Here is a 25,219-nt window from a genome sequence, read left to right as displayed (position 1 = left end):
TCGATGATAAGGTGCACAGTGCCGTTTCGAATTAAAATTTTGCCATGGCTGGGTGGAATCGGCCGTTAGCCCACTCTACACCACGTTGTAGGGAGTGACGCACTGCTATGGATAATGCTGAGATCGCGCCGTTCATCGGCCCGAACGGGCTCAAATACCTCAATGTCACCGCTCATCCGTTGAATCTCTTTGACCTGGATCATGGGGAGTTTGTGGTACCGCCCAGCGGGTGGGTGGTCAACGTGGAGATCGAGGTACTGGCCAGCCGCCGCGTAGGCGACATTCAGGTGGATTACACCCGCCCGCGTAAAGATACCGCAACCGAAGGCCTTTTGCGGCAGTGGAAGGCCCGGGATGTGATCATCATCGGTAGTTCGACCGCGGCCGTGGCCTACCCGGATCTGGTCTATGCGCCGGTGATGGTGATGAAAAACCAGCGTCTGACCAAAGTTGCCCATGCGCGGCGCTTTTCGGTGCCGGTGCCGGATGATGAGGTGGCAACGGCCACTCGGAGGGTGGGGGTGGGTGCCCAGGGTCTCCAACCGTCTGTCGTACAAGTAGAAAGTGGTTTGAAAGGGGACTGATAGGTCATTCCCATCCTAAATTTGCTATAATAATTATACGTTTGTCACGCTCACAGCTACCGTTTTCGATAGGGGGCGCCGTTGACCTTAAAGTGCACTCTCATTGCTACTCTGGGAACAGAGCCGCAGGTTATCACGGCGGGGTTGGATTTGCTGTTAGCGCGTCACGAGCCGATTCGCCGGGTGGAGGTGATCCACACTGGTGGAAATGCTGCTATTGAGCAAGCGGTGCAAACCCTGCACGCAGCCTTTGCGCAGCCGCCCTACCGTGACCGGATTGCCCTGCACCTGACCCCCATCCAAGATGAGCGTGGGGGCAGCGTGAGTGACGTTGAAACCCCCAATGCCATCCAATGGGCCTTTCGGACACTTTACCGCAGTGTGTGGCAGGCCAAACAAAATGGGGAGCGTTTGCACTTATTGCTGGCCGGAGGGCGCAAGACGCTGAGCGTATTCGCACTGGTGACAGCGCAGATGTTGTTTGATGAGGGGGATCATTTGTGGCACCTTTATTCGGCGGGGGAGTTTCTCGCCAGCCGCCGCTTGCATCCGCAGCCCGGCGATGAGGTGCACCTGGTTCCTGTGCCGGTGTTGCTGCGCGAAGCCCTTTCGCCAGCGCTAACCCACCTGCGCGCGGTCAGCGATCCCTACGAGGCGCTGGAACGTCTGCGTCGGCTGGACCTGGAAAAGCGGGTGTGCGAGGCACAAGTCTTTGTGGAGACGGTGCTCACTGAAGGTGAGCGGCGGGTGGTAGAGCCACTAGTACGCGAGGGACTGAGCGACCATGAATTGGCGCAGCGCCTGTACCTCTCCAAACGCACGGTAGAGCGACACCTGCGTTCGGCCTACAGCAAAGCCGCGGTGCATTGGGGGCTGGAGGACATCAACCGCGCGCAGTTGGTGGCGCTGTTGGGATTGTATTATCAGTACCGTCATGACGAAAATGCGGGAAAATCCGCATGACAAGAGGAATCGCGTGTGCTACATTAAGGATGCCCGTACGGGAGTCGCTGCGAGGGGGCGAGCGACACGGGGTGCAGGACTTACCGGCGGGCCTTTCGGTATTTTGGGACGAGGAAAGGAGGTTGCATGAGTGACGAACGCCGTGAACGCGCCCTGAAACTAGCCCTGGCCGGCCTGCTGCACGATGTGGGGAAAATTAAACTGCGCGCTGGAGAATCCAGCGCTTCTCGTATTTGGGACGATGAGGCCAAGCGAGATTATGGTCGCTTGCACGCCCTCTTGACCTATGACGTAGCGGGTGAATGGTTGCCGCCTTTCCCAGGTAGTGAGGCGGTTAAGAATTGGGCTGCTCAGCACCACCGTCCTTTCGCACGCGAACACGATCTAGTGCGCCTGGCAGACCGACTCTCTTCGGGTGAGCGCTCTGAGATGGAAAAAGAAGATGCGGTTCACACCCAACCCAAGCAGTTGCTCTCCATCTTCTGCGTGGTGCGCGCCGATAACCAGAATAACCCCTCTAGGTTCTATTGGCCGCTGCGTCCGCTTGACCTAGACGAAAACACCACTGCCGAGAATTGGTTCCCGGCTCTCGAGCTGGACGAAGACGAAGTTAAGGAGAACTACAAGAGACTATGGTCGGGTCTTAATGAGGAAGCCCAAAACCTCCAATGCGCCCACGCCAAGGAGGGCGACCTGGAAACCTATCTGGAAAACCTGCTTCACCTTATGCAGCGTTACACCTGGAGTGTACCCTCGGCCTATTACCACAGCCTGCCCGATATCAGTCTCTATGACCACAGCCGCATGACCGCTGCATTGGCTGCGGTGCTGGCCGACATTGCGCTCGCCGATGAGGACTTGCGCGCCTTGGCTCAAACCCCCCAGGAGAGCGGTACCCAAGTGGCATTGCTGGTTGGCGGTGACCTCTCGGGTGTGCAAGACTTTATTTATACCATCACTGATCGTGGTGCTACCAGTTCGTTGCGCGGGCGTTCGTTTTACCTGCAACTGCTCACCGAGGTGGCTGCACGTTATATCCTGCGTTGCCTGGATCTACCCATTACCAATCTGATTTATGTTGGCGGAGGCAACTTCTACCTGTTAGCCCGCGCCACCGACACCGAGGACTTGAACCGCATCCGTCAAGACCTCAGTCGCATCTTGTATCGCCATCACCAGGGGGATTTATATCTGGCCGTAGCCGGCCTGCCGCTGGCTGCGCGCGACTTCTTCGAGGGGCGCATCAGTCAAAAATGGCAGGAACTCGGTGAATTGCTCCAGGCGGTCAAGAAGCAGCGCTTTGTGGAGTTGCCGGCGCCGGAACTGGCGGATTTGTTCAAACCTCAGGGGCATGGGGGTAATGAGCAAGTGCAGTGCAGCGTATGTGGGCGTGAATATGAAGATGTGCATCCGGATAAAGATAATCCTGATGTGCGCAAGTGTGACGCCTGTGAATCTTTCGAAGAAGAGATCGGTGACCCGTTGCGTAAGGCGCACTACTTGATCTGGGACTTCGAACCTCAACTCCCGGCTCCACCGGCTCAGTTCGCACCTTCAAACCGATCCACTTCCTGGAAAGCAGTGCTCAAAGATCTGGGACTACATGTGCACATTGAGGAAACGCTCAACGGGCTGCATGCGCCGAAAGGGCGACGGCTGATCTTGGCATTGGATGAATCAAGTTGGAAGAATCTTAGGCCTTCTGCACAGGTAGCGGTGGGGCGGCGCTTTCTGGTCAATGTGACGCCCTTGGTTTCAGGGCAAGACATTTCAGAGTATGGTGAGAAGTACCGCCAGAGGGTTGAACAATCCCTGAGAGAGGGTGCTGTCAAACCGTTTGAACTGCTAGCCATGCAGGCTGAAGGAATAAAGCGCCTGGGGGTATTGCGCATGGATGTGGACAATCTCGGGCAACTCTTTGCCCAGGGGTTAGGAGAAAAGGCTACTCTCTCCCGCGTCGCTGCGCTGAGTTTCGCCATCAGCCTGTATTTTGAGGGGTGGGTGGGTGTGCTGGCGCAAAGGCGCAATCGCCAAAATGGCGATCGCTTGTACGCCATCTATTCAGGTGGCGATGATCTCTTCTTCGTCGGCGCATGGGACGAGGTAGTGGAACTGGCGCGTGAAATCCGGCGCGATTTAACTCCTTATGCGGCTAACCACCCTGGCATCCACACCAGTGCTGGCATGGTGCTCATCGGTGGCAAATACCCCCTGGCACAGGCTGCACAGGATGCTGGGCGCGCCGAGGAGATGGCCAAACGGCATAAATGGTGGGACGAAGCCGGCAATGCTCACAAAAAGGATGCCATTTGTTTCCTGGGGCGGGTGCTGCCCTGGCAGCGCTTTGGGTTGACAAAGAGCCCTTCGGTCGCGTTTGATACGGCCTACGATACGTTGATTTTCTTGGAAAATCTCGTGCAAAGTCACGATGCCAGCCGTTCGTTGCTTCGCACTTTACTGCGTCTGGACGAACGTTATCAAGAGGTGAAGGAAGCCCGTCGACGTGCGGGGCGCGATTTAGGTGTCAACCATCGTCCGCAGCCTATTTGGGGCCCGTGGAACTGGCTTTTTGAATACCAACTGGCGCGGTTGCAAAAGATGTACGAAAAACAACCCGCCACCGGGCAAAACCTGAAGACCTTGCGCCAGGAGATGAAGGCGGCGTTTCACCAGCGTATTGAGTGGGTGGGCCTGGCGGCGCGCTGGGCAGAGCTAAAGACGAGAAAGGGTGATTGAGTGATTTAAGGAGAGTTCATGGAGTGGGCAGATACTCATGAGTGGCGAGGATTTTTGCTTAGAATTGTTCACTCGGCCTGAACATTATGAAGAGACCCCCTTAAGAGATCGCAAGTCATGGATCAATCTTGGGGATCGCGAGGGACAAGCGGAATTCCTACGCGACTTCATTGCGCTGGCTAATACTGCACGACTTTTCGGAAAACCTGCTTATCTTCTGTTAGGCATCAATGACAAGGGAGAAATTGTTGGGATTGATGAAATGATTAAGCTCCTTGGGTTGCAAGGCTTGGAGGATTACCACATCGCAGAAAAAATACGCAACAGGGTTAGCAATTTGATAAGAAAGTATATTACTCCATTGCATCCCCGTTGGGAGTTTAAATTTTGCAGAACGGAAGAGAAGAAAGCGCTAGGTTACTTTCAAATTGCGCCTATTCCAAGCGAGCCTTTCAGAGTGAAACAGAATTTTGGCTATCCTGGGGGCTCACTTCAACCTGAACAGTGCTGGATTCGGATGGGAGAAAGCAAGCAAGAAGTGACATTACGAGAAATTTCTCCCGAACAGGCCCCGTACTGCTATTCATACGCGCAAGTACCATATTTGCTACCCCGCTGTTGGCGCGATTACATGAATGGGTGTATTGATGAATTAAACCTCAACTCCTATATTGAGAGTCGGTATATCGAGGTATGGACAGAGTCTGGATCCCTCCTTGAAGAGGAAGTTAAAAAATTTCTCAATGACTCAAACACGCGATGGCTAATTATAGAAGGCGTGGCGGGCAGTGGTAAAACGTTGTTTCTTAAGCGCTGGATAAGACAACAAGCTGAAAACAATCTAGCGGCGATAGATGAAATTATTCGTCGCGAAGAATATTCACCCCCAGTTAATTGGATCCCTGTCTATTTCAGGCTTGGTCAACGTGATCATATTGGAAATCAAAACGATCTTGCTACGCAACTATTAGACAATATAAATTCGAAAGGAAATTTCTGGGAAAAACGTCCATCAAATCCAGAACACTTGTTTGAATATAATGACTTAAAATGGCTTTTCTGCCTAGATGGTTTAGATGAGATTTACGAAGTCAGGAAAATTGAACAGTTTATTAGAGGCTTGCGAGGATTCTTAGAACGATTTCCCAGGGTAAAAGTAGTCCTCACTACACGACCGGGTTTTGCAGGTTTGCTAGGCGAATCGGACCCCGGTAAGATTATCCGAATTAAGGGATTCAACCCGAAGCAAGTCGAAAGTTATATTGCCAAGTGCTTAGCTGCAAGTTCAATTGATCTTAAGCCAGAGAATGTTGAAGACATTATCCGCTATTTACGTTCCGATCCGGATTTAGAGGGATTGTGCACCTTACCAGTATATCTAGAGGCCGCCATTGAAGAAATATTGGGTGTCCCTGTGCCTCCTCTTGAGTTTAACGGACCTATCACAGCAGAGGCCTCAGAACCGATTAGGGCAGAATCGGACGAAAATTTATCCAGCAGGATGGGGCACAAAGAACGAATCAGCTCGCTGTCTTCTATTCGGCCTGACCTAAAAGTAAAGCTTGAAGACATGATCCTGGAAAGTGAAGATCAAGTCCCAATAAGCGAAGAGCCTTCTTCCATAGGGTCTAAAGACGATGATATGGAAAGAGAGTATCTTGCATACTCTTTGCCACGAAGAGCGGTCCTGATAGATAGGATTTATCAAAGGTTGTGGAACCGAGAAATAAATCGTCGGGTAGGAAAAGAGCGTGACCTTAGAAAGCACTTTACAAATGTGGGCGAATTAGCCCTAAGCCTTGATGGACACTCTGAGGCTTGCCCCTGGCAAGATGCGCAGAAGTTCTGTACACAAAAAGGGCTGGAGTGGATCCTAAACATGGGTGGGGTGCTTGTTGAAAATGAGTCCGGTTGGGTTAGGTTTTACAACGAGTTAACAAAGACCTATTTTGCGGCAAGTTTTGTCAAACCTTATGTCATAGAAAACAATGTTGATCAAAAAGTTCGACGTCAGATTTGTAAATGTAGCCCAGAGTTTAGAGAAAGAGTTCGCGAACTCCTTGCTGAATTGGTTGTTAAAGATCCCGATCCAACTTTTAGCTGCTAAGAAAAGGAGGTTACCCATGCCTGTCGAATCGAATGATCTCAAAACCATCATTGTTGACCCCGAAGGGGCCGAGACCCTGGTTAGGGTTGCGGACCAGTTAGGGAGGCAACTGAAAGAAAATGGCTTGACCACCAGCCAGATCCGTGCGCTCTTCGGCGAAGTGCGCCAGATCCAAGCCCAGTGGAGCCTAGGGGGTGACCAGGGCAAAAATGCGCGCCGTCGGCTGGTCTTGCTCAAGCCCAAAATGGCTTATCGCGCGCGCAAAGAACGTGGTAAAGCCGTGGAGGAGTTGGTGAATGTCCTTCAACCAGCGCTGGATCTGGTCATCGAAGTCAAGGATGATAAAGAACAAGAAAAACGTTTCAATCATTTCGTACAGTTCTTCGAGGCCATCCTGGCCTACCACAAAGCTTACGGCGGTAACTAATTCTGTAAGGAGGGTGTCATGGCCAATAATCAGCGAATCCAACTCAAAGGGCGTGTGTTTATCACCTTCAACATCAAGGCCGTTACCGGCCTACACATTGGCGGAACCGAAAGCGGGATTGAGATCGGAGGCGTGGATAAGACCGTCATTCGCGATCCGCTGACCAACCGCCCCTATATCCCCGGCTCTTCGCTCAAGGGCAAGGTGCGTAGTTTATTGGAGAAATACAAGGGGCTACGCCAGAACCAGCGCATTGGGCAAGGCTACATTCACTCCTGCGACGACGAGAAGGAGTATCCCCAATGCGATGTGTGTCAGGTGTTCGGGGTGCCTGGTGAACGCGGCTTTGCCACCCCTACTCGCTTGGTGGTGCGGGATGTGATGATGACCGATGACAGCGCCCAAGCCTTAGAAGTCAGTGGGCGTACTGACTTACCCTACACCGAAGTCAAGACCGAGGTCTCGATTGACCGCGTTACCTCCGCCGCCAACCCGCGCCAGATGGAACGCGTCCCAGCGGGTACTGTCTTCGGACCCGCAGAACTGGTCTATAGCCTCTATGATGGCGATGGCTGCAATGTGGGAAATGATATCGAGCGCCTGCGCACCTTGGTGGAAGGCTTGCAGTTGCTTGAGGACGACTACTTGGGCGGGCTGGGCTCGCGCGGCTCAGGCAAGGTCAAATTGCAAGACATTACCGTGACCCTGCGCGTCGGCGAAAAGTACGCCGAAGAAAAGCAAACTCTGGGGAGTTATGATCATCTTGAGGCCTTGGTCAAGGGCTTAGAGACGTTACAAAACCAGATTCGCCGGTATGTGGGCTAACACCCCGGGGGAGGGCATGATGCCGCGCCTGACGGCTTACCATCTATCCTTCAAAAGCGGGCTACACATTGGCCAGGGTGCCGAAAGCCTAGGAGAGACCCTGAGCCATCTGCCTGCCGATACCCTCTTTGCCGCTCTGGTACACACCTGGCGTCATCTGGGTGAAAATATAGAGGTTTGGCTCAAGCCTTTCACTCAAGAGCCACCCAACCCACCGTTTCGGCTCACGTCGGGTTTCCCTTTTGTTGGAGGGGTGCGTTTTTACCCCATGCCGGTGGATTTAAGTAGCCTGTTCTTGCCTCAAACGCTGCGAGACGCCCGTTACGGCAAAAATCTCAAGCGCATTCGTTACCTTTCTGAGGGTCTGGTGCACAAAGCCCAAGCCGGTGAAAACCTGGATACCTATCTTTTCCCTCCCGATGAGAATGAAGAACCCGATCGAGGGGTGGCCTTGCAAGGGGGAACCCTATGGCTCCTGAAGGACGAGGTGGAGCAACTGCCCGGGAGCCTGCGCAACCTGAAGAATGGGGTCAAGCGGTCACTGCGCGCCTTGCGTTTCATGTCTATTTGGCAGGAGCAGGAGGTTCCGCGCGTGACGGTAAACCGCATCCACCAGGGTTCGACCATTTATCATTCTGCGCGGATCGTCTTTGCTCCCGGGGCTGGGCTATGGTTCGGGGTGGAATGGCTGCGGCCGGAGGAGGAAATTCGCCCTAACCTTAGTTTCAAAGCAGGCTTTGAACACGGGCTTAAAACCCTGGAACAGCAGGGTTTGGGGGGCGAACGCACCAGCGGTTACGGCGCATTTGAGGTAACCCGAACGGAAGAGATCACTTTAGCCTATCCTCAAGCCGGGCAACGTGGGTTACTGCTCAGCCGCTATCACCCCCGTGGGCCAGAAGAGGTCGCCGCCAGTTTACAACCTGCTGATTCGGCGTATGCCTTGGTGGCGGTGAGCGGTTGGTTGCATAGCGTGGGGCAAGCGGCGCAGCGGCGCAAGCGGATCTGGCTAATTGGTGAAGGTAGCCTGATCCTGTGGACAGACCGGCCAGTGCTAGGGGATCTGCCCGACGTGCGTCCAGAGTACAACAGCCAGACCTTCCCCCACCCGGTCTATCGTTATGGCCTTGCTCTGGCTATCGGCTGGCCAGGGACGAAGCAGGCTTAGGAGGTGCGCATGGCCGATTATGCACTTTATCGTCTTAAAATTTCCTTGCTCACTCCATTGCACATTGGCAATGGGCGGGAACTTATGCATGAGTATGATTACGCCCTCCATAAAAACGCCACTTGGCGGCTCAACGAGGCGGCTGTGCTGGAGGCGCAAAATGTTGAAGACCCCCAAATAGCATCAAAATTGGCTCAAACCCCACCGGCACACCTGCTTGAGGAAACTGACTTCGTTCCCCAGAGCCCTTACTTCCGCTACGTGATTCGTGGGTTGCCAAGGTCGCGGGCTGAGGGTGCAGTCGTGCGCGAGCACCTCAAAGACGCCTTTGACCGTCTCTACCTGCCTGGCACTTCGCTTAAGGGCGCTCTGCGCACGGCCCTGGCCTGGTATGCGTGGGGAGAACGTCAACTGCGCCCGGATATAGGGCGGTTAGGGCGGGATCGTCGCTTTGCCGCGCAGAACTATGAGCGTGATCTCTTTGGTCCTGACCCAAATCATGATCTACTGCGTGCTTTGATCATTTCCGACTCCCAGCCCCTGCCAGTGAATGATCGCCTCATCTTGGCCAACGTGCGCGTCCTCAACCGCGGGGGTAGCCTAGGGTCCCCGATTGAAGTCGAGGCCGTTCGTGCTGATACTACTTTTGAAGCCACGCTCAAATTGGATCTGGTGCTGTTCTCGGATTGGGCACGCCGCCACAAGCTTACCCTCAATGGCGAGCAGTGGTTACGCAACTTGGCACAGGTGGTGCAAGCGCATAGCCTGGAGCGCATACGACGTGAAAAAGCCTGGTTTGCCAAGATTCCCAATGGCACACGTTTGCACCAGTTCTACGCACAACTGGAGAAGAGCCAGGTACCTGCAGACGCTTTCCTGCTTCAACTCGGCTGGGGCACCGGCTGGGAGGATAAGACCTTTGGCACGCGCTTGAGCCACGATGGACAGTTTATGGAACGGTTGATCCGGCAATATAGCCTGGCCCGTGGGAAACGCCAACCAGGCGATCCCTTTCCTAAAAGCCGCCGTGTAATCATAACCTACCAACGCAATCCTTCGGGGCAGGTGGTGGGCGAGCAACCCGCCCTTCCCCTGGGCTGGCTGCTGGTTGAAATGGAGAAAGTGAAGTGACTTAGGGAGGCGCATATGGCACATACGGTGATCACGTTTCTGGGTGTGAAACCAAGAGAAACACAATATGAGTATCAAGGGAAATACTACCCAGGGCAGGTATTCGCCGAGGCGATGCTCAAGTTCTGGGATTTCAACCGTATGTTGGTTTTTACCACCGAGGAGGCGAAGAAGACATCCTGGCCTATTCTTCAAGCATACAATGACCCCAGGATCCAAGAAGTGCCCATCCCTACTGGCAAGGATGAGTCAGAAATTTGGCAAATCTTTGATGCGGTTATCCAAAACGTAGAGGAGGGCGAGGAAGTCACCTTTGATATTACGCACGGATTGCGTTCCATCCCCTTCCTGGTCTTCTTATTTGCGGCCTATCTCCGATCTGCCAAACGGGTCAAGATCCGCGCAATTCTCTATGGCGCGTTCGAGTTGGGCAAAAGCGATGAAAGAGGTCAAATCGTAGGAGCACCGGTGATTGACCTTTCCAAATTCGCCTCAATGTTGGAATGGATCAACGCCACCGATCAGTTTATCCAAACCGGCAGTGCCTACCGCTTGGCCGCTCTGCTTGAAGAGGTCAAACAACAAAAGGAGGCCGCCAAAGCCCTGAAGATTGTTTCGCAGGCCGCGCTGTTGTGCCAGCCACTGACCCTGATGGAAAAAGCCACTGAATTGGGCCCAGCCCTGCAGCAAGCTGCCGGCTCCTTCTCCACCACGTCACGTCCTTTCACCGTGCTGAGCAACCTCGTATTAAAGACGTTTAACCAGTTTGGGTTAAAGAACCCAACCGCTAATCCGCCAAATTTTCTGCGACGCGAGTGGGCGTTGATTGAATGGTATCGTGAACATGGACAATTGATTCAAGCGCTTACCTTGGCGCGTGAATTCCTTATAGACTTTGTCAACTACAAACTGAAAAATGAGGTTAATTTGACACTAAGAGAGCGCAGAACGATGGAGCGAGCAGTGTCCGGTTTGGCTCAATTATGGGTCAATCAGAAGAGACAAAATAATGCCAATGATCGGGACCTTGACGAGTCATCCGATGCCCAAATCCTTGCCCCGGATGATCTGAACTTTTATGGCCGCCAAATCTATGACCAGTGGGCCAATTGGGAGAGCATTGCTGAATTGTACTCTGAACTCAGTCAGGTGCGCAATCAGTTAAATCACGCCGAACATCAAGCGGGGGCTATGAAACTGCGCAAGATCGAGCAGAAGGCGCGTGATGTTCTTGAGCAACTCAGTCATCTGTTGGCACAAATATAATTCTAACGCCTAAGTCCTCCTGAGGCTTAACCATGCACCTCTTCACCCTCCTCGGCGAGCAGCCCATCCCCAACCTGATCCCATTGTGGCAGGCGCCGCAGATCTACCGCCAGGTCACGTTTGTGGTCACGCCACGCACCCGGCCGTTGGTGGAGGTGCTCAAATCCACCATCACCCATGACCCCGCGTTGCGCCACCTGCAGGTGTTGCCCCCACTGGTGGTTGAGCCCTACGACCTGGCTCAGACGCGCGCGGCGCTCATCCAGGCGCTCGAGCAGGCAGGTCCCCCACTGTACCTCAACCCCACCGGCGGCACCAAGATCATGAGCCTGGCTGCCCAGCAAGCGGCGCAGGCCCTCGGCGTGCCCTGGCTCTACGTCAGCACCGAGATCGGCCAGATCATCCACTACACGCCCCCAGGCAATGAGGTGAAACGTGAGAAAATCCGCGTGCGGGTAGGGGGTGAAATTTACCTGCGCGCACATGGGTTGGAGGTGAGCCTGGGCAAACCCATCGGCGCCTGGCACAACATCAAAACACCACCCCCCACCCCCGGCCACGCGCTGGAAGAGGATGTCTACCAGGCCTTAGTGGAGAGCCAGCGCTTCGACGATGTGCAACGCAACGTTTATATCCGTAAGCGCGGGAGCAATGGGCACTATATTGACAACGAACTGGATATTGTGGTCACCTACAACGGCCTGCTGGCGGTGGGTTCGTGCAAAACCGGTAAAATCCTTTCTGCCCACCTCTACGAACTCAGTGCGCTCTCACGCCGTGAGGTGGCCGGAATCTACGCCCGCAAAGCGCTTATCTACCGCGATACCGAACCACGCCCGGGCATCCTCCGCCGCGCCCGCCTGGATGACATCGCCCTCGTGCCCGCCGCCGACCTGAACCAAGTGGTAAACGAATTTTCCCGTTTGCTGGGTCTATCTCAACGACATGGAGGTATCATTGATGTATGATCATCCTTAATTTCGCCCATCCCCTCACCGCCGAGCAGCGCAGCCAGATTGAAACCCTGACTGGCGAAACCATTGATCAGGTCATCAACCTGGCCGTGCACTTTGACAACGCCGCGCCGTTCTTGCCGCAACTGGAAGCCCTGATGGCGCAGATCCCGCTGGATGCAGAAACCTGGCAGACCGCCTCCATTCTGGTCAATCCGCCTTCCCTCAATTTCATCACTGCGCTGCTGCTGGCCGAACTGCACGGACGGATGGGGTACTTTCCTCCTATCATCCGCCTGCGCCCGCTCAATACCGTCCCCCCACGCTACGAGGTGGCCGAGATCCTCAACCTCAATGCCGTGCGCGAGGCCGCGCGCGCCCGGCGTTATTCCACCTAGACGTTGGGTCAGAAGGCCTCCAACCAGCCGGTCCGAATCAACTGCTCGTAAATTCGAGGTAAGCGCCCGCTGCAACTCAAAAATAATTTCGAGCGCGCCCGCGTCATACCCATGTAGATCAAGCGGCGCTCGTCAGGGTCATCCTCCCCTTTAGCAAAGGTCTTTTGGACGCTGGGGATGAAAACAGCCTCCATCTCCAGCCCTTTAAGGCGGTGCAGGGTATCCACCAGGCCACCAAAGCCGCGCAGGGCCTCGCTGAACGTTTGGACGTCACTGCGATTACGCACCAACACTGCAATTTGCTCATCGCGCAAGCCCTCACGGCGCAATACCTCAATTTGCTCACGTAGGAAATCTACCTCTGCGGCCAGAGTGGCAAACCGGCGCAACAGTGGGCGCGGCCCGTGGCGCATCTGGGATTTGGAGATCTCGGGCAGCACTGGTTCGCCTTGCTCCAGCAATTGCTGTTGAATCTCCGGCGCATCGGCGATGATCTGATACGCTGCCTGATAAATCTCCCACGTATTGCGATAGGGAACACGCAGCCAGCGCGTGCGACCTACCACGTGAATTCCTTTCTCCTTCCAGGAGAAATAGCGGTAGATACTTTGCGAGGGGTCATCGGTGAGGAAGAGCATCCCCTCCGGCTTGAGCAAATGGGTGATCACCCGAATCCACACCGGTGCCCAATCCTGGGCTTCATCCACCAGAATGGCATCAAAGCGCGGCGCATCGGGCAGTTGCCCATGTTCCAACTGTTCCAGCACCTGGAGCGCCAATTCTTCATAATCCAGCCACCCTTTCTCACGTAAAAAGCGGCGGTAATCCTCATAGAGGGCAAACAGGCGGCGGCGCTGGTCTTGGTTCAAGCGCTGAGCGGTGCCTATGCCGTGCCGTTCAATCTTCAAGTAATCCTCCAGCTGCGTGATTCCCATATCGCGCAGCCAGTTGATCTCATTCTTGACCAACGCCGATGTCAGACCTGTGACCACTCCTCCCTCCGCCGACTGGGCTTTGAGCCAGTCATCCAGAAAATAACTCTGCAGGGTGTCTTCAGCGGGGTAGCCGCAGAGGCGAAAACACAGACTGTGAAAAGTGTGGACGTCAATGTTAAGTCCGCGCAGTTCGGCCTGCAGTCGCTCTTGCAGGGGCTTATTGTAAGTCAGCACCGCCATCGTCCATTCCGGATGGGCAGCGCGCAGGTAACGCGCCCGTTGAATCAGCACCAGCGTCTTGCCGCTACCCGAGAAGCCACGCACCAGGCGAATGGCAAAACTCTGGCTGAGGCGGTGACCTTCGGGCGGGAGATCTTCTGCCGCAACTGCCGACGCAAACAGCGCGGCTTGCACCGCTGTCTCGACCGGCGTGGGCGGGGCTTCAGGTTCGCGCGGCGGCTCGGTGACAAGGCGCTCTTGCTCGTGATCCAGGAGCACAATTCCATGATCGGGGGTCTCAAATTCCACCACCGGATTGATCGCCCGCCGTACACGATCGATCTCTGCGCGGGTCAGCGGGCGCAGGCGCTCGGCAGGGAACAGGTTCTTCAGGCGATTGAGCAGAACGTCGGCGTTTTTCAGATCGTCTCGCCCTAAGACAAAGTCATTTCCCCAGGTGCGGCGCAAGCGTGAGATGACAGAAGCGGGCTGGTTGATCAAGACAACGGCGTAGGAATACGGGATATTTGGCAATCCCTCCTCACGCAGCCCTTCGCAGATCAACTGATGCAGGGCCAACGCGTACTCGCGCGTTAGCGTTACCGGGTTGGGCTCGCTACGTTCCTGGCCGTTACGGGTGCGAATGACGGCTTCATGCGGCGTGGCGCGCACAATGCTCACCCAATCCTTGACTTCCAACACCACATACCCATAATTGGTCAGGATGACGAAATCGGGATAGCGGATCTCACGCTTTTTGCGGATGGGCGGTTCGATATAGATGGTATATTCTTTGGGCAGGCTGCGCAGCCACTTGAGCGTTTCCTTTTCGCCGTGAGTGGCGTCTTCGCGCAAATAGCCAATCACCTCTGCCATGCTACCCCCCTCCGTGAGGGTAAAGAAGGTAGATTAAATTATAGCCTAACTCACAGGACGTCATTAAACGGGTATAATTCAAACGCAGGGAAGGCCTTGACCCGCCCAATGGATGGTTTGGCTTCCCTTACGGTGATGAGGCTCACCAGTTATTCAAACCGCCCGTTAGGGCTGATAGCCTCTGTCGGTTATCTAGACAGAGGCTTTTGTGTTATAAGAGGTACAACCATGAATGGGAATTGGATCAACACGGCTCAACGCAATTTTATCCACGCCAGCCTGCAATCCTTTGAAGAGACCCTTGCCCTGGCCGAAGGCTGGCTAGAAAAACGCGTAGAAATGGGGACGCTCTACCGCTACCAATTGCACCTGACGCCCGAACGCGAGGCCGAGGTACGCTGTTTGATCCAGGCAGCCCGCGAGGAACTCGCTACCATGAGCGTAGCGCTGGGGCTACGCCCGCGCGGGGAAAGCGTCAACCGCTTGCTAAGCGGGCACTTCAGCCAGTGCTGGGCTGAGCTGGTGGATACCCACCCACAACGCCTAAGGGGCTATGGTGCGGTTGATCCCCACCTGCCGGAAACCTTTGGTAGCGCCTTTGAACACCTGGCAGATCTGGCACTGCGCCTGAGTCGTCTGTTCGGAGAAGAAAGCCCAGCGCCAGTACCTTCCCGCGACCCTGGACGTTCGGCGACCGGCATGGAGGGAGACAACCATGCTTGAGGGAATGACGCTAACCGAAGACGGCAAGGTGCGGCTAACTATCGAGGTGGATAGTGAGACCGCGGCTGAGATCGTAGCCGTCCTCCAAGCCGAAGGTTGGCAGCCCGCTGAAGGGTATCGTCTGCTACTCGGCGCTGGCCTGGGTTACGCCCAAGGTCAGGCGGTACTGCGCCAGATTGCGAGCGGCCAACTGAGCGAAGCAGAAGCAATGCGCCAACTTTTAGAACGCTTGACCTTGGTGGAGGGCAAGCTGGCCAACACCCGTTTTCGCTTGTTCGAAGTGGAGACCGAAAACAAACATTGGCATCTCACCAGTGGGGCCATTCGTACCCAAAATGTTATCCTGAATGAGTACGCGGAGAAACTGAAGGCCGAGAATGAGGCTCTGCGCCGTGAAATCGCAGCGTTGCGAGCACGAGTAGAAAACGACAAGGGAAAGTGAGGATGCCATGCCGTTTGCCCTGACTCTGGTTCACCTGGAAGAAGCGCTCCAAAAACCCGGTTGTCCTATCTGCCGGTTGGGCGACGAAGCGGCGCGACGTAGTGTGGATGGTTTCTTATGGGAAAACGTCAACGACCCCGAATCGCGCCGCCCCCTGCAAGAAGCCTATGGCTTCTGCCCCGAGCATACGCGCCTGCTGGTGACCACAGAGATGGAGAGCAGCGGGGTACTGCTAGGCGTGAACCTGATTTACGAATCTTTAGCCCGCCAGGCCATGCGCGATTTGCAAAAAGGGGGTAGCCTGCAATCTGCCCCCCGCGGCGTGTGGGGCTGGCTGGAGCGCTTCCGGCGGCGTCCTACCACGCCTCCAGACGCACCGACCTGCCCCTTATGTCGGGTGGTGGAAGAGGTGCAGGCCAACGCTCTCATTACACTGCTGGAAGACCTGACCTTGCACGCCGAGCATGCGCGGCCTCTCTACCTCCGAGCCGATGGGGTGTGTCTGCCGCACTTGCGTCAGGCGTTGCACCTGCACACCCAGCGCTTCCCTGAGGCAACGCGCTTCCTGCGCGAGGAGACAGCCCGCCGCCTAGAAACCCTTGCCGCCCACATGCGTGAATACATTCGTAAGCAAAACTGGGCTTATCGCGACGAGGCCATGAGCGAAGAAGAACGCGTGGCCTGGCTACGCGTTTTGGTCTTCTTTACCGGCTACTCCGCCGAGCGGCTGGTGCGGCGCATCGAGCCCTTCTGAGGCCTCTACCTGGGCCAGCAAATCCCGCGCCAAACGGGCGATCAAATCGGCCGGGTGATAGGTGGCACGGCGGAGCAGGATCACCCGCCGCGGATCGGGGATGCGGGCGATGGCTTCCAACACGGCGCGCAGTAGGTAGTAATCGTAGGCTTCGCCCCGCAACTCATCCAGCAGTGCCTCAAAGGCGGGCAGGGCTTCGCGTGCGCCCAGTTCCCCCAAGATCTGGGCAGCGATGACCCGCCGCTCAGGGATGGGGTGATGGAGCGCGTGAATCAGTTTCTGAGAATAGGGCAGGCGCTCAAATTCTGTCAGGTCGTAGCCGCACGCCGGGCAAACTGTGACCCCCGCATCGAGCGTGTGCCAGCAATGGGGGCAGTAGTAGGTAAGCATAGGGGTTTAGGCGGTTTCTCCCTCTTCCAGGCGATAGCCGTAGCCGCGCACAGTAAGGATGTAACGCGGCGTATCTGGCTTGGGTTCAATCTTCTTGCGTAGCAACCAGATGTAACGCCGAATCAGCGCTGTATCCTCGGTGCGGTGGGTGCCCCAGACCTCGCGCAAGAGTTCCTCTTCGGCAACCGCGCGTCCCTGCGCTCGCACCAGAACCTCCAACAGGCGGAACTCCGTGGGGGTGAGGGGGATGATTTGCTGCTGGCGCCGTACTTCGCGCCGGTCAAAATCGATTTCGAGTTCACCGAGGCGCAGACGTGGGGTTTCAGTGGCCGGGGAGCGCCGAGCACGGTTGAGTACCGCCTGGATGCGCGCTTTGAGTTCGGCAAAACTGAATGGCTTGGTGATGTAATCATCCACGCCAAGGCGGAAACCGCGTAGTTTATCAGCCTCAGTATTCTTGGCGGTCAGCAGGATGATCGGCACGTCCGAGAGTTCGCGCAGGCGGGCGGTGACCTGCCAGCCATCCATGCCGGGCATCATTACATCCAGGAGTACCAGGTGCGGGTGTTCGCGATAGGCCACGCGCAGCGCCTCGGCGCCGCCGGTGGCAGTGAGGACGGTGTACCCTTCGTCCTGAAGATAATCGCGCAGAAAACGCAACAATGTCGGATCGTCGTCCACCACCAGGAGTTTAGGCTTCATCTTTGGCGTCCTCCAATGGGAGGGGTTCGATCTCGGCGAGCGGTAAGGTGCACCGGAAACAAGCGCCTCCTTGGGGGCGGTTGCTGGCCTGCACCTGCCCTCCCATGGCCTCGACCAGACGGCGCACGATGTACAGCCCCAGACCGTGCCCATAGGTTTCCTGCGCATCGCTGGCGGCAGCGCGGTAGAAGGGTTGAAAGAGCAGTGAGAGGGTATCTTCTGCGAGGCCGGGGCCTTCATCCAGCACCTGCAGGCACATTTGACCGCTCTGCGCTTGGGCCTCGACCCGTACCTCCCCTTGTGGGGCGTATTTGAGGGCATTGTCAATCAGGTGAAAGAGAATGCTGCCAAGCGCTTGTTCGTCGGCCAGCACGGGGGGCAGATTGAGGGGAATCTGCCAGACCAAACGCTGCACTTGCGGGTGATGTGCCAGTTGACGTTGCAAGCGCTGCACCACGCCTTGCAGGTCGAGGGGAGCTGGGTAAAGCGGGAGTCGCCCAGCTTCGAGCGCCGAGAGGTCCAGAATGGTCTCCACAAAGCGACTTAAGCGCTCGATCTCGCCTTGTACCAGCAGGAGATGCTCGCGGGTAGTAACCGGCAGGCGGGCGGGCTTGCTCAGTACCAGTTCCAGCCCGCCCTTGATGTTGGTCAGAGGAGCGCGCAATTCGTGAGAGACCAGGGAAACAAATTCGGATTTGAGGCGATCGAGTTCCCGGAGGGCCCGGTTTTGCGCCTCCAAACGGGCATAGGCGGCGCTGAGATCAGCGGTTTTCTCAGCCACTCGGCGCTCCAGGTCGGCGTTGAGACGTTCCAACTGGGCGCGGTCGGCCTCGATTTGCTCCAAAGCCGCCTGCAGGGCTGCCTGCTGAGCCTTTTGCAGGCTGAGGTCGTGGGCGGTGCCGGCCAGCGCCAGCCGTTCGCGTTCGGTGGGGAGCAGGCGCCGCAGGGAGAGGAAAACCGGGATCTGGCGTCCATCCCGGGCCAATAGCTGGGTTTCCCCTGCCCAGGTCATTTCATCATCGTTATCTTCATTCAGGGTGGTGTGCACCCAGGCGGTCAGGGGTGTGGTAGGGGTAAACCACTCGAGGAGTGGCGTGCCCAGCAGGTCCTGTTCGTGCTCTACCCCAACGGCTTGGCAGAAAGCGGGGTTAACCAGGCGGAGCATCCCGCGACGGTCGCAAATAAAGGCCGGCTCGGCAATGCTGTAAACCAGACCCGCATACTGGCGGAACTCAGTCTCCCCGATGAGCAGACCCTGGCGGGCAATCAGCCCCAGGGTGAGCCAGAGGGTTACCCACAGACCAAGTCGGTCCACGTGCCCCTGAATTTGATACCCGATCAGCACTGTCCAACCAAGGAGCAGGGTGAGAAGCAGGGGCAACAGGTTTTGCAGGCGGCTGCTAGCGTAGCGCCAGCCGCGTTGCCAGCGTGAAAGAAGGCGCCGGGAAGTAAGGGGTTGCCCAGCCACCAACGCCGCTACTCCCAGGGTGATTATCCCGAGGTTCCAGACGACATCAAGAGGGTTGCCTAGGAGATAAGCCTGCTGGCTCCACAGGCCGAAGTACGCCTGATCGCTCAGCGTCAGGATTAACCAACCCGCTCCCCATCCCCCCAGCACCGGTGGAAAGCGGCTCACCTCAGCCAGCAGGAAGCGGTTAAGCACAACCAGCACCGGCAGCCAGCCCATTTGCAAACCCAGCCACATGGAGAAAGTTGCTTCGCCAATGGAAGAATTCAAGCCGGGGCGCAAGATCAGCAGCCAAAGCAGAGTCAGCGCGGCGGTAGAGGTGAGAATGACATCTACACCCAGACGCATGCGTGAGGTGTCCGTGCGGAGGGGGTGAGTATATTGCCACAATCCCCACGCCGTGAGGAGGGCCGCAAGCCCGTAGCAGATCCCTACGCCCGGGATGAGGAGGGTAGGCGCAGGGTGCAAAATGGCCATGACCCAACGCCCCCCATCCCCCATCAGGCGCACTGTTAGCCCCAGTGCCAGCCAGCGCCAGGCCGTCGTTCTGTTTGAGGCACCCTGCCAGACCAGCCAGAGCACCAGCAGGGCCGGAATAAGGGTGACTAGACTGCTCAGCCAAAGGCGCTCCCAGACGTCTTCGCGCCCCCAGATCAACCAGGCCAGGTGGAGGGATAGCAACAATACTCCACCCCCCGCCCATTCACGAGGCCTCAGCCAGGCCGAAGGAGAGGTTAGTGTGGGTTGCTTTACTGCCATGGATTGCATTTGTCCTAATTGTAGAACAAGGGCTGCCAGGATGCAAATGCCTGCCTGAAAAGCACGGGATTCTGTGACGGTCGGCGATTGCCATCCGGCCCCCTTTGGATTAGAGTTAAGGCAATCCTTGCGCGTGAGGTCTGGAATGCAATCTGTTTTGTTCGCGTGTGGCACTGAATATCACCTGCTGATGGCGTCTATCTTGGCCACAACGACCTATGCCAAAAGTCCTAAGATCCTTCTGCTTTATGCCACGAATCGCACTCGTCCCTATCTAGAGCGTGCGCGTGCCAGCGGCATTTGGGATGAGGTCATCCTGATCGAGCCCGAGGCACCCGCGGCGACTTATGAACCTTTATGGTCTGACCTGCTGATACGGGCCTCGGCATTGCATACCTTCACCTGGGGATTTCCGCATTTTAACACCCTGATGGCACGGAGTCATGCGGCGGGGGTGCCGGTCATCCTGACCGATGAAGGGCTGCTCACCTACAGCCCGCGGCGCCGGTTTTCCGACTGGTTGGCGCACAAACACGATGGTGCTTTCCTGGCGCAAGATTTCTCCTTCGAGGCGATCAGCGAAATCTGGTTGCTGGAACCCGCGCTGTTGCTCGAGCCCCCTGATTGCCCGGTGCGCCAGATTGACCTGCCGGCCTTTGTGGCAGCCTGCCGGGCGGAGGCTGAATGGGGGGCGCGTTTTCGACGCCTTTTTGATCTCTCGCCAACGATGGTGCTCAAGGCCGAGGCTGTGCTCTTCCGCCAGTATTTTCCCCTGCTGGAAGTGCTCCCGCCGGAGATAGATGCCTGGTTGGATAGCGCCATCTGCGCGGTTTTCCAACCGGTGGGCCTGGCGATCAAGAATCATCCGGCTTGGGTCAATCCGTTACTCAGAGATGCGGGTAATAATTTTCCGGGGGCCGATCGCCCCTGGGAGGCACTGGTACTCTTGGGGCAAATGGGACCTGAAGTGGAGACACCCCTGCCGCGGGCTTATGTGGGCCTGACCTCTTCGGCGATGGTGAAAACCGCCCTGCTGGGCGTGGAGGGCACTTACCTTTTCCTGCACCGCTTAATGGCGCGTTACACAGGCTGGCAGGATACCACGGTGGACGAGGTAATGGAGCGCTTGAGTCAGATCGTCCCGCGTGCCCGCTTCTTCGCCCCGGCGGACTGGGGAGAACTGCGCACGGTTCTGGCCGATTTGGGCCGACGGGAGAACTGGGCGCTGAATCTGGAGGCCCTGCCCACCCCGGCTGATGAATCGGCACTGTGGCGTGAGGTGAGCCTTACCTACTGGCGGCAGAGCCGTGAGCAGGCGCGGCGTTGGCAAGCCCTCGAGCGCGAAGCCCAGGATCTGCGCGCGCAGGTGGAGCAAAAGGAGGCCGTGCTGCGTGAGGTCATTCGCCTGATGCATCTGACGGCAGACATCCTGCGCAAGGAACTGGGTGAGTAAAAGCGGTGCCCTTGCTACCACCCACTGGCGCTGAACACCGTCTGGAGCAAGTCGTGGCGTTCCTCAGGAGTCATCGAGCGCGAGCGGGCGAAATCCACAAAGCGCAGGGTCAGCAATTCGGTACTCACGTAGCGCCCTGCGTAGAAGATGTGACGGTCAATGAAAGCCTGGTCGAAGGGCGCCCCTAGGCTCCACTGATCGAAAAGCAGGTTACCCAGGCCGTAATGCAGGAACGCCGTGCCGTAGAACTCCATGGCTTGGGGCAAATGCCCCTGACTGCCGGAGACGATCACGGCGCCGGCCTGGGCTACGCGCCGGAAATCCTGTACCGCCAGGGGATTGGCGGCGAAGGTTTCGTATTCGATGTGCGAGAACGTGACAATGGGCAGGTAGCCCTGCGCGCGCAAGGTCGCGATGTCGGCAGTCAGGCGGTCGAAGTCGCACAAGACGGCGCCGGGTCGGGTGGCCGAGGCCTGAGCATATCCAGGGCCTTTGGCGTTGCATCCAGTGAAGGCGATCCGGTTGCCGTTGTGCTCGAACCGGGCAGGCCGGTAGCCCTCTTCCAGCGTGGCACCGCCCCCGTAGGTCTGCCAGCCGCGTTGGTGGTACTGCTCCAGGGTATAGAGCACGTCCTCGGGGCGGGCGTCAATGAAATGATCACCGGTCATCTCGACCACGTCGGTGCCCAGGGCTTCCAGAACAGCCAGGTAGCGGCTATCACTGCAAGGGAAGACGATCACCCCTTGGGCGTTCAGGCCGTCGTTGGTGTGGGGGCAGTTTTCGCGGAAAGCCACTTCGTTGTTGATATGGGTAATGTCGGCTTCGCGCAACCAGGGGGCGATCTCCGCGATGGCGTAATCTATACCCCGCAGATCCAGCATCCAGGCGGTGGCGCGCACGATGGCGGTCACCCCGGTCACGGCGACCATGGTCAGGCGGTTGGGATCGCGGTTGCCCGTGAGGAGCGGGGCTCCCAGGCCAGCGCGCTGGGTCGCCTGCTGAAAGGCAGTTTGGGCCGCGGGGGTGCCCCGCAGGGCATAGGGCACCGCCAGGGGGTAACGGGCTGGATCAAACGCTTTATGCAGGGGGGACTGTCCCTCTACCATCAATACCTTGAGGCGTGGTTCCAAGCGCTCAAAAGGCACGATGCCCAGCGCCTCGGGGTTGGCCCATAGTGTTTCAGTGAGCTGTTCGGGGCTGACCACCTGCACCGCTCCGGGAGCGGGAGTGCCCCAAACGGCGCGCAGAGTATTCAGCGTATCTGCATCCATCCACAACCCTGCGCCCGTGCTGGCGTTACCTTGCCATAATTGGCGCAATTCGGCAGCGCTGAGCGCATCCCGCAGGGTGGGAAAGCGCCCAACCAGTGCATAGACCCAGTACCCCAGGGGGGTCTCGGCTCGTGCTAAGGTCAGGCGCAGGGTAGCCGATTCCAGGTGGGGAGTGAATTCCCACCCCGGCGGGAGGCTAACCTGGGCGCGCAAGGCGGTGGGAAGGGCCGGATCCACCCAGAGGGTGAGTGTGGAGCGCGCTGAGGGGCTGGGGCTAGGTGCAGCCGAGGGTAGAGGGAGGAAAGGGGTGAGGGTGGCAGTTGGCACTGCGGCAGGATTTGGCACACGAGGGATCTGACACGCCACCAGCCAGAGCAGACCGATTAGAAGCCAACCTTGACGAAGAATGCGCATTCCAAGCCTCGAAGTGAACGAGATGGGATGATCAGGGCGGCCATCGCCTCGATTATACCCCCGCCCTTGGGGGGCGAGTGAGGACTGCACGCCCTGGCGAGAGGGAGTAAAATGAAGCCTAAGCGGAGGTCAACAGACATGTTCCACACCATTGGACCGGAGATGCTGGCACGCATGCAGGAATTAGAGGCGCGCGATGCTTATGAACGCGAGGCCGGCTTGCCGGCAGCTCAACGCCTGCGTCAGATCGCCCCCGATACCGGGCGCTTTCTGGCGCTGATGGCGGCGGCAGCGCCGGCGGGCATTTACGTCGAAATCGGCACCAGTGGTGGCTACTCAACGCTGTGGATTACGCTGGGGGCACGTTCGCAACAGCGGAAGGTGCTCACGTTGGAGATTGATCCTCAAAAAGGGCGCCTGGCACGCGAAACCTTCCGGCGCGCTCACGTTGAGGAGGTGGTGACCCTTGTTGAAGGCGACGCGCTGGTGCACCTACCGAGGCTGGATAAAATTGCCTTTTGCTTTCTGGATGCGGAAAAAGAGCTTTACCCCGCCTGCTACGAAGCGGTGGTCCCGCGAATGGTGCGCGGGGGGTGGCTAATCGCCGATAACGTGATCAGCCACCGCGAGGTACTGCAACCGTTTGTGGATAACGCCTTGGCTGACCCGCGGGTGGATGCGCTGGTGCTACCGCTGGACCGCGGGTTATTGCTGTGCCGCCGCGTATAAAGTGGGGTCACGGCGCCGGATAGGGAGGTTCGGTGGTGGGTGGTGGCGTTGCGGGGGGTGGGCCATTTGGGGACAATGCGAATAGCGGGGCCTGGGCTTTTGCAAAGCATCCCGGCGGGGAAGAGGAGAACCCCGCCGGGATGGTCTTGATCAGGCTGGTTTTGTTTGGGGGCAGGGATTACTCCGAGCAGTGGCCGGGGCCAATGTAGCCCTCGTTGTACTTAGCCAGAATGCCTGCATAGTAAATCGCCTCAGCCCGCACGGTCTTACTCAGCTTATCAGCGGGTTTATAGGTGTTAAAGAAGCTTTCTGCCCATGCAATAGCGTCATTGACCGAGGAGGGTGCCCAGGCGCCGTTGTAGATATTTAGTCTGGCTGCAATGTACTGGTGTGCCAAGATGTAATAGGCATTACCGCCGATGGGGCTGGTCCACATGACTTGATAGTAGGTTTGGTTGATCAGGAAGAACTTGGTGTTCTCACCAATCATTGCCCAGGTGTCATCGTAAGGCGCCGGCCCGTAGGAAGAGTGAGTCTTCCAGTAACCCTGGGTCAGGGTACAGCCACCGCACGGCACCATCACGTAGATGGTCCAGGAATCCTGCCCGCTGATGCCCAGATCATTGGTCACAAAATAGGCAGTATTCAAGACCTGGTATTCGCCGCAGGTATTGTATGGCCCGATTGCGCGATCATATGTGAATGTATAAGAAGCAGTGTTGCACACCTGGCCCAGATAGGTTGCCCCATCATACACTTCGACGCAGGTGTCCTTTTCGGTCATGGTGGCTGAGGCGAAATTCACCTCTGCTGTTCCACTGAAAGCGGTTGTGCCGCCTTTTTCCGCTTTACCATCCTTGTCATAGGTATAGTTTTGCAGGAGGGCAGTGGCGGTGTTGGTGCGACCAGAATCATCCGGCAGGTTCGCGCTGTAGGTGCAAGTCAGCTTGCTGCCCGTATCCAAAGTATAAGGGAATGTCACTCCACAATCCACCGTGGCTGAAATATCCGGCGAGACCATATCGCTCACCTCGTTGATTTCTGCTGCCATCGGTGCGGGATTGTACACTGAGATCGTCCCGCTAACTGCCCAGGCACTATCGGTATAACCGGAGACCGCCACTTTAACCGAATAGTTGACGGGGCTATAGGTTTGCCCGGTAGAGAGGGTTAATTCTGAAACATCCGCCCACTTGTCAATCGTCCAGTTATAGGTGCGGGTGAAGGATGGGCTGGCGGTCTTGGTCACTTCGAGAGCGTAGCAATTGATCTGCACCTCGGCTGAGGCGGACTGCCCGGTCTCGCGGATAGTGGCAGTGTTCCCATACTTTCCCTTATCTGCGTCGCAGGTGAAGGTCTTGGTATAAGACGTCGAGCCCGAATCGTCAAACTGCCACGATCCGCCGTTGGTGTCATCCACGTGGATGGAGGCGTTAACAACGGTGGGGGAAGGAAGTTTGAAGCTGTCGCTATCCGGAGAAGGCCCAAAGGGTGTACCGATGTGACCGCTGTGATTGGTGATGGTC

At 57.1% G+C, this 25,219-nt stretch carries 22 protein-coding genes and 1 riboswitch; of the genes, 16 read left to right on the top strand and 6 right to left on the bottom strand.

Annotated elements, in window-relative coordinates; translation table 11 throughout:
• Positions 1-107: 107 nt before the first annotated feature.
• The 11 genes from Q0721_RS11245 to csx15 all read left to right on the top strand — a co-directional run bounded on the left by Q0721_RS11245 (position 108) and on the right by csx15 (position 12,558).
• Complete coding sequence (locus tag Q0721_RS11245; protein ID WP_299029900.1) at positions 108-584, top strand: hypothetical protein; 477 nt, start codon at positions 108-110, stop codon at positions 582-584.
• 81 nt (positions 585-665) lie between these two features.
• Positions 666-1,547 (top strand): CRISPR-associated ring nuclease, encoded by an 882-nt coding sequence (locus tag Q0721_RS11240; protein ID WP_299029898.1) that lies wholly within the window; start codon positions 666-668, stop codon positions 1,545-1,547.
• Positions 1,548-1,673: 126 nt separating this feature from the next.
• Complete coding sequence (cas10, locus tag Q0721_RS11235; protein ID WP_299029895.1) at positions 1,674-4,283, top strand: type III-A CRISPR-associated protein Cas10/Csm1; 2,610 nt, start codon at positions 1,674-1,676, stop codon at positions 4,281-4,283.
• 37 nt (positions 4,284-4,320) lie between these two features.
• Complete coding sequence (locus Q0721_RS11230) at positions 4,321-6,390, top strand: NACHT domain-containing protein (protein ID WP_299029892.1); 2,070 nt, start codon at positions 4,321-4,323, stop codon at positions 6,388-6,390.
• A 16-nt stretch (positions 6,391-6,406) separates the two neighbouring features.
• Positions 6,407-6,817, top strand: a complete 411-nt coding sequence (gene csm2, locus Q0721_RS11225; RefSeq protein ID WP_299029889.1) for a type III-A CRISPR-associated protein Csm2 — start codon at positions 6,407-6,409, stop codon at positions 6,815-6,817.
• An 18-nt stretch (positions 6,818-6,835) separates the two neighbouring features.
• Complete coding sequence (gene csm3 / locus Q0721_RS11220) at positions 6,836-7,642, top strand: type III-A CRISPR-associated RAMP protein Csm3 (protein WP_299029887.1); 807 nt, start codon at positions 6,836-6,838, stop codon at positions 7,640-7,642.
• A 16-nt stretch (positions 7,643-7,658) separates the two neighbouring features.
• A complete protein-coding gene (csm4, locus tag Q0721_RS11215) occupies positions 7,659-8,810 on the top strand; it encodes a type III-A CRISPR-associated RAMP protein Csm4 (RefSeq protein ID WP_299029884.1) in 1,152 nt (383 codons plus the stop codon).
• A gap of 9 nt (positions 8,811-8,819) precedes the next feature.
• Positions 8,820-9,941, top strand: a complete 1,122-nt coding sequence (gene csm5 / locus Q0721_RS11210) for a type III-A CRISPR-associated RAMP protein Csm5 (protein ID WP_299029883.1) — start codon at positions 8,820-8,822, stop codon at positions 9,939-9,941.
• Positions 9,942-9,956: 15 nt separating this feature from the next.
• Positions 9,957-11,207 (top strand): TIGR02221 family CRISPR-associated protein, encoded by a 1,251-nt coding sequence (gene csx2, locus Q0721_RS11205; RefSeq protein WP_299029881.1) that lies wholly within the window; start codon positions 9,957-9,959, stop codon positions 11,205-11,207.
• Positions 11,208-11,239: 32 nt separating this feature from the next.
• Positions 11,240-12,175 (top strand): DUF1887 family CARF protein, encoded by a 936-nt coding sequence (locus tag Q0721_RS11200; RefSeq protein WP_299029879.1) that lies wholly within the window; start codon positions 11,240-11,242, stop codon positions 12,173-12,175.
• Positions 12,172-12,558, top strand: a complete 387-nt coding sequence (csx15, locus tag Q0721_RS11195; RefSeq protein ID WP_299029877.1) for a CRISPR-associated protein Csx15 — start codon at positions 12,172-12,174, stop codon at positions 12,556-12,558. Before Q0721_RS11200 ends, csx15 begins: the two co-directional genes overlap by 4 nt.
• Before the next feature lie 8 nt (positions 12,559-12,566).
• On the opposite strand, the gene Q0721_RS11190 is transcribed toward csx15, so the two are convergent.
• A complete protein-coding gene (locus Q0721_RS11190; protein WP_299029873.1) occupies positions 12,567-14,588 on the bottom strand; it encodes a UvrD-helicase domain-containing protein in 2,022 nt (673 codons plus the stop codon).
• Between the two features lie 122 nt (positions 14,589-14,710).
• A riboswitch (Fluoride riboswitch) is annotated at positions 14,711-14,779 on the top strand.
• Between the two features lie 37 nt (positions 14,780-14,816).
• On the opposite strand from Q0721_RS11190, the gene Q0721_RS11185 reads away from it, so the two are divergent.
• The 3 genes from Q0721_RS11185 to Q0721_RS11175 are packed head-to-tail and all read left to right on the top strand — an operon-like array spanning position 14,817 to position 16,507.
• On the top strand, positions 14,817-15,311 hold the full coding sequence (locus Q0721_RS11185; RefSeq protein WP_299029870.1) for a hypothetical protein: 495 nt from the start codon (positions 14,817-14,819) through the stop codon (positions 15,309-15,311).
• Entirely contained in the window at positions 15,304-15,753 is a 450-nt protein-coding gene (locus tag Q0721_RS11180; protein WP_299029867.1) for a hypothetical protein, read from the top strand. The genes Q0721_RS11185 and Q0721_RS11180 overlap by 8 nt, the downstream gene beginning before the upstream one ends.
• A gap of 7 nt (positions 15,754-15,760) precedes the next feature.
• The gene (locus Q0721_RS11175) at positions 15,761-16,507 is read left to right on the top strand and encodes a DUF6062 family protein (RefSeq protein WP_299029864.1); all 747 of its coding nucleotides are present in this window, start codon (positions 15,761-15,763) and stop codon (positions 16,505-16,507) included.
• Here the strand turns inward: Q0721_RS11175 and Q0721_RS11170 are convergent.
• The 3 genes from Q0721_RS11170 to Q0721_RS11160 are packed head-to-tail and all read right to left on the bottom strand — an operon-like array spanning position 16,439 to position 19,826.
• Positions 16,439-16,897 (bottom strand): HEAT repeat domain-containing protein, encoded by a 459-nt coding sequence (locus Q0721_RS11170; protein ID WP_299029861.1) that lies wholly within the window; start codon positions 16,895-16,897, stop codon positions 16,439-16,441. The genes Q0721_RS11175 and Q0721_RS11170 overlap by 69 nt on opposite strands.
• 6 nt (positions 16,898-16,903) lie before the next feature.
• Entirely contained in the window at positions 16,904-17,599 is a 696-nt protein-coding gene (locus Q0721_RS11165; protein WP_299029858.1) for a response regulator transcription factor, read from the bottom strand.
• Positions 17,589-19,826 carry an ATP-binding protein gene (locus Q0721_RS11160; RefSeq protein ID WP_299029855.1) on the bottom strand — a complete coding sequence of 746 codons (2,238 nt, stop codon included), beginning with the start codon at positions 19,824-19,826 and terminating at the stop codon, positions 17,589-17,591. The genes Q0721_RS11165 and Q0721_RS11160 overlap by 11 nt, the downstream gene beginning before the upstream one ends.
• Positions 19,827-19,971: 145 nt before the next feature.
• Here Q0721_RS11160 and Q0721_RS11155 point away from each other — a divergent pair, with 145 nt between their 5' ends.
• The gene (locus tag Q0721_RS11155) at positions 19,972-21,279 is read left to right on the top strand and encodes a hypothetical protein (protein ID WP_299029852.1); all 1,308 of its coding nucleotides are present in this window, start codon (positions 19,972-19,974) and stop codon (positions 21,277-21,279) included.
• A 14-nt stretch (positions 21,280-21,293) separates the two neighbouring features.
• Here Q0721_RS11155 and Q0721_RS11150 read toward each other — a convergent pair whose 3' ends face one another.
• Positions 21,294-22,964, bottom strand: a complete 1,671-nt coding sequence (locus Q0721_RS11150) for a CapA family protein (protein ID WP_299029849.1) — start codon at positions 22,962-22,964, stop codon at positions 21,294-21,296.
• 138 nt (positions 22,965-23,102) lie between these two features.
• On the opposite strand from Q0721_RS11150, the gene Q0721_RS11145 reads away from it, so the two are divergent.
• Positions 23,103-23,693 (top strand): class I SAM-dependent methyltransferase, encoded by a 591-nt coding sequence (locus Q0721_RS11145; protein ID WP_299029846.1) that lies wholly within the window; start codon positions 23,103-23,105, stop codon positions 23,691-23,693.
• Between the two features lie 178 nt (positions 23,694-23,871).
• Here Q0721_RS11145 and Q0721_RS11140 read toward each other — a convergent pair.
• On the bottom strand, positions 23,872-25,219 hold a 1,348-nt coding region (locus tag Q0721_RS11140), incomplete at its 5' end, for a hypothetical protein (protein ID WP_299029843.1).

Origin of the sequence: uncultured Thermanaerothrix sp. (assembly GCF_938028735.1) — a bacterium.
Classification (GTDB): domain Bacteria; phylum Chloroflexota; class Anaerolineae; order Anaerolineales; family Anaerolineaceae; genus Thermanaerothrix.
This window is presented reverse-complemented; position numbering and strand designations above follow the sequence as displayed.